3 rRNA genes are annotated in these 5301 nt (G+C 56.7%); all 3 read right to left on the bottom strand.

The features are described 5' to 3' along the window. Positions 1 to 4 precede the first annotated feature (4 nt). The 3 genes from rrf to BLA60_RS41765 all read right to left on the bottom strand — a co-directional run bounded on the left by rrf (position 5) and on the right by BLA60_RS41765 (position 5194). Positions 5 to 121 (bottom strand): 5S ribosomal RNA (gene rrf / locus BLA60_RS41775). Positions 122 to 200: 79 nt separating this feature from the next. Beyond that, positions 201 to 3321: ribosomal RNA gene (locus BLA60_RS41770) — 23S ribosomal RNA — on the bottom strand. A gap of 356 nt (positions 3322 to 3677) precedes the next feature. Beyond that, positions 3678 to 5194: ribosomal RNA gene (locus tag BLA60_RS41765) — 16S ribosomal RNA — on the bottom strand. Together the 16S, 23S and 5S rRNA genes form the textbook arrangement of a ribosomal RNA operon. Between the last annotated feature and the right edge of the window lie 107 nt (positions 5195 to 5301).

Here is a 5301-nt window from a genome sequence, read left to right as displayed (position 1 = left end):
GAATGCTCGGCGGTGTCCTACTCTCCCACACCCTGTCGAGTGCAGTACCATCGGCGCTGGAGGGCTTAGCTTCCGGGTTCGGAATGGGACCGGGCGTTTCCCCACCGCTATAACCGCCGAAACCCTATGAAACAAACAACAACCACAACGGGTTGGGGTTTCAGAGTTGCATAGTGGATGCGAAAAAAATTAGATCGTTTATGGGTAAGTCCTCGGCCTATTAGTACCAGTCAACTCCACGCATTACTACGCTTCCATCTCTGGCCTATCAACCCAGTGGTCTAACTGGGGGCCTTAACCCACAAAGGGGTGGGAGACCTCATCTTGGAACAGGCTTCCCGCTTAGATGCCTTCAGCGGTTATCCCTCCCGAACGTAGCCAACCAGCCGTGCCCCTGGCGGGACAACTGGCACACCAGAGGTTCGTCCGTCCCGGTCCTCTCGTACTAGGGACAGCCTTCCTCAAGTCTCCTGCGCGCGCGGCGGATAGGGACCGAACTGTCTCACGACGTTCTAAACCCAGCTCGCGTGCCGCTTTAATGGGCGAACAGCCCAACCCTTGGGACCTACTCCAGCCCCAGGATGCGACGAGCCGACATCGAGGTGCCAAACCATGCCGTCGATATGGACTCTTGGGCAAGATCAGCCTGTTATCCCCGGGGTACCTTTTGTCCGTTGAGCGACACCCCTTCCACCAGGTGGTGCCGGATCACTAGTCCCGACTTTCGTCCCTGCTCGACCTGTCAGTCTCACAGTCAAGCTCCCTTGTGCACTTGCACTCAACACCTGATTGCCAACCAGGCTGAGGGAACCTTTGGGCGCCTCCGTTACTCTTTGGGAGGCAACCGCCCCAGTTAAACTACCCACCAGGCACTGTCCCTGGACCGGATCACGGTCCGAAGTTAGACACCCAGTACGACCAGAGTGGTATTTCAAGATTGACTCCACCCATACTGGCGTATGAGCTTCACAGTCTCCCACCTATCCTACACAAGCCGAACCAAGCACCAATACCAAGCTATAGTAAAGGTCCCGGGGTCTTTCCGTCCTGCCGCGCGTAACGAGCATCTTTACTCGTAGTGCAATTTCGCCGGGCCTGTGGTTGAGACAGTCGAGAAGTCGTTACGCCATTCGTGCAGGTCGGAACTTACCCGACAAGGAATTTCGCTACCTTAGGATGGTTATAGTTACCACCGCCGTTTACTGGCGCTTAAATTCTCACCTTCGCCCCCAAAGGGACTAAGCGGTCCTCTTAACGTTCCAGCACCGGGCAGGCGTCAGTCCGTATACATCGTCTTGCGACTTCGCACGGACCTGTGTTTTTAGTAAACAGTCGCTTCTCGCTGGTCTCTGCGGCCGCCTCACCCTAGCCCGCAACGGGGCTTCAAGCGCTGCGGCCCCCCTTCTCCCGAAGTTACGGGGGCATTTTGCCGAGTTCCTTAACCACAGTTCACCCGATCGCCTTGGTATTCTCTACCTGACCACCTGTGTCGGTTTGGGGTACGGGCCGCATGGACACTCACTAGAGGCTTTTCTCGGCAGCATGGGATCACTCTACTTCGCCTCATTCGGCTATGCATCACGTCTCAGGATACGTGACCGGCGGATTTGCCTACCGATCTCCCTACACGCTTACACCAGTCACCATCAGCTGGCGGAGCTACCCTCCTGCGTCACCCCATCGTTTGGCTACTACCGGCTCAGGTCCCACGCTCCCCAACACACACATCCGAAGACACGCATGCGGTTCGGGTGGTTAGTATCACCGACCTCGCCAGGGACGCATCCACACGGGTACGGGAATATCAACCCGTTGTCCATCGACTACGCCTGTCGGCCTCGCCTTAGGTCCCGACTTACCCTGGGCGGATTAACCTGGCCCAGGAACCCTTGGTCATCCGGCGGCAGAGGTTCTCACTCTGCTTTCGCTACTCATGCCTGCATTCTCACTCCCACACCCTCCACAACTAGATCACTCTGTTGCTTCCCTGGATGCAGGACGCTCCCCTACCCACCCACACCACTGCACAAGAACCCGAAGGCTCAAGCGGATGTATTGTGTGAGTGACACAGCTTCGGCGGTACGCTTAAGCCCCGCTACATTGTCGGCGCAGGACCACTTGACCAGTGAGCTATTACGCACTCTTTCAAGGGTGGCTGCTTCTAAGCCAACCTCCTGGTTGTCTGGGCGACCCCACATCCTTTCCCACTTAGCGCACACTTAGGGGCCTTAGCTGGTGTTCTGGGCTGTTTCCCTCTCGACCACGAACCTTATCGCCCGCAGTCTCACTGCCACACTCTCACACACCGGTATTCGGAGTTTGGTTGATTTCGGTAAGCTTGTAGGCCCCCTAGACCATCCAGTGCTCTACCCCCGGCGTGAAACATGTGACGCTGCACCTAAATGCATTTCGGGGAGAACCAGCTATCACGGAGTTTGATTGGCCTTTCACCCCTACCCACAGCTCATCCCCCAGGTTTTCAACCCTGGTGGGTTCGGGCCTCCACGCCGTCTTACCGGCGCTTCACCCTGGCCATGGGTAGATCACCCCGCTTCGGGTCTAGAGCACGCGACTATAACGCCCTATTCAGACTCGCTTTCGCTACGGCTACCCCACACGGGTTAACCTCGCCACGCACCACTAACTCGCAGGCTCATTCTTCAAAAGGCACGCCATCACCGTTGCTAAGACGGCTCTGACGGCTTGTAGGCACACGGTTTCAGGTACTCTTTCACTCCCCTCCCGGGGTACTTTTCACCTTTCCCTCACGGTACTAGTCCGCTATCGGTCATCAGGGAGTATTTAGGCTTAGCGGGTGGTCCCGCCAGATTCACAGCAAATTCCACGAGCTCGCTGCTACTCGGGAACACCACCAAGAAAGATGTGCGGTTTTCGTCTACCCGACTCTCACGGTCTACGGTCCAGTTTCCCAAACTGATTCGACTAACACACACATTTTATGACTTTCCGTTGGCATGGCAGCACCAACAAGGTGGGTCCCACGACCCCGCACACGCAACCCCTGCCAGGTATCACACGTGCACGGTTTAGCCTCTTCCGCTTTCGCTCGCCACTACTCACGGAATCACGGTTGTTTTCTCTTCCTACGGGTACTGAGATGTTTCACTTCCCCGCGTTACCCCCGTCACCCTATAGATTCAGATGACGGTGACACCCCATGACGGGTGCCGGGTTTCCCCATTCGGAAATCCTCGGATCTCAGCTCGGTTGACAGCTCCCCGAGGCATATCGCAGCCTCCCACGTCCTTCATCAGCTCCTGATGCCCAGGCATCCACCATGTGCCCTTAACAACTTACTACCATAAACGATCAAAGATGCTCGCATCCACTATGCAATTCTCAAACACCAACCAGGAACACCCACCACCCACGAACCACCAACACCCCTGACACGAGGCCGGTATGATCCACGGCGAATGCCTGACATTGTGTCGATCCAGAAACAACACAACGTGTGTTGCCTCAGGACCCAACAGTGTGCCGAACCCCAGTCACCTGGGGCCGCTATCATTGTGAGCTCGTTCATTGCTGTGTATCGCAATTTCAGAAAGTTGAACAATCACTCCGTGGATCCTTCAGAGACCCTCGGTCGCCACCACCGGTCATCCGAACGGACAACACTGTTAGGTGTGGTAGCTGCTGTGTTGCTCCTTAGAAAGGAGGTGATCCAGCCGCACCTTCCGGTACGGCTACCTTGTTACGACTTCGTCCCAATCGCCAGTCCCACCTTCGACCACTCCCCCCCTTACGGGTTGGGCCATGGGCTTCGGGTGTTACCGACTTTCGTGACGTGACGGGCGGTGTGTACAAGGCCCGGGAACGTATTCACCGCAGCGTTGCTGATCTGCGATTACTAGCGACTCCGACTTCACGGGGTCGAGTTGCAGACCCCGATCCGAACTGAGACCGGCTTTAAGGGATTCGCTCCACCTCACGGTCTCGCAACCCTCTGTACCGGCCATTGTAGCATGTGTGAAGCCCTGGACATAAGGGGCATGATGACTTGACGTCATCCCCACCTTCCTCCGAGTTGACCCCGGCAGTCTCCCATGAGTCCCCGCCATTACGCGCTGGCAACATGGAACGAGGGTTGCGCTCGTTGCGGGACTTAACCCAACATCTCACGACACGAGCTGACGACAGCCATGCACCACCTGCACACCAACCACAAGGGAAGCCCTATCTCTAGGGATGTCTGGTGCATGTCAAACCCAGGTAAGGTTCTTCGCGTTGCATCGAATTAATCCACATGCTCCGCCGCTTGTGCGGGCCCCCGTCAATTCCTTTGAGTTTTAGCCTTGCGGCCGTACTCCCCAGGCGGGGCGCTTAATGCGTTAGCTACGGCACGGAAAGCGTGAATGCTCCCCACACCTAGCGCCCAACGTTTACAGCGTGGACTACCAGGGTATCTAATCCTGTTCGCTCCCCACGCTTTCGCTCCTCAGCGTCAGTATCGGCCCAGAGACCCGCCTTCGCCACCGGTGTTCCTCCTGATATCTGCGCATTTCACCGCTACACCAGGAATTCCAGTCTCCCCTACCGAACTCAAGTCTGCCCGTATCCACCGCACGCTGGAAGTTAAGCCTCCAGTTTTCACGATAGACGCGACAAACCGCCTACGAGCTCTTTACGCCCAATAATTCCGGACAACGCTCGCACCCTACGTATTACCGCGGCTGCTGGCACGTAGTTAGCCGGTGCTTCTTCTCACGGTACCGTCACTCTCGCTTCGTCCCGTGCGAAAGAGGTTTACAACCCGAAGGCCGTCATCCCTCACGCGGCGTCGCTGCATCAGGCTTTCGCCCATTGTGCAATATTCCCCACTGCTGCCTCCCGTAGGAGTCTGGGCCGTGTCTCAGTCCCAGTGTGGCCGGTCGCCCTCTCAGGCCGGCTACCCGTCGTCGCCTTGGTAGGCCATTACCCCACCAACAAGCTGATAGGCCGCGGGTTCATCCTGCACCGCCGGAACTTTCCACCACACCACATGCGTGATGCAGTCATATCCGGTATTAGACCCAGTTTCCCGGGCTTATCCCAGAGTGCAGGGCAGATTACCCACGTGTTACTCACCCGTTCGCCACTAATCCACCCCGAAGGGCTTCATCGTTCGACTTGCATGTGTTAAGCACGCCGCCAGCGTTCGTCCTGAGCCAGGATCAAACTCTCCAACAATGCATTAATCATCAGAGAAAATCCCAGCAAATTAACCTGTCCAAAAGGCCAGGCACAAGCTCACTAGCATTTATCGGCACACTGTTGAGTTCTCAAACAACACACGC

It is taken from the genome of Actinophytocola xinjiangensis, from assembly GCF_001921215.1.
Lineage (GTDB): Bacteria > Actinomycetota > Actinomycetes > Mycobacteriales > Pseudonocardiaceae > Actinophytocola > Actinophytocola xinjiangensis.
This window is presented reverse-complemented; position numbering and strand designations above follow the sequence as displayed.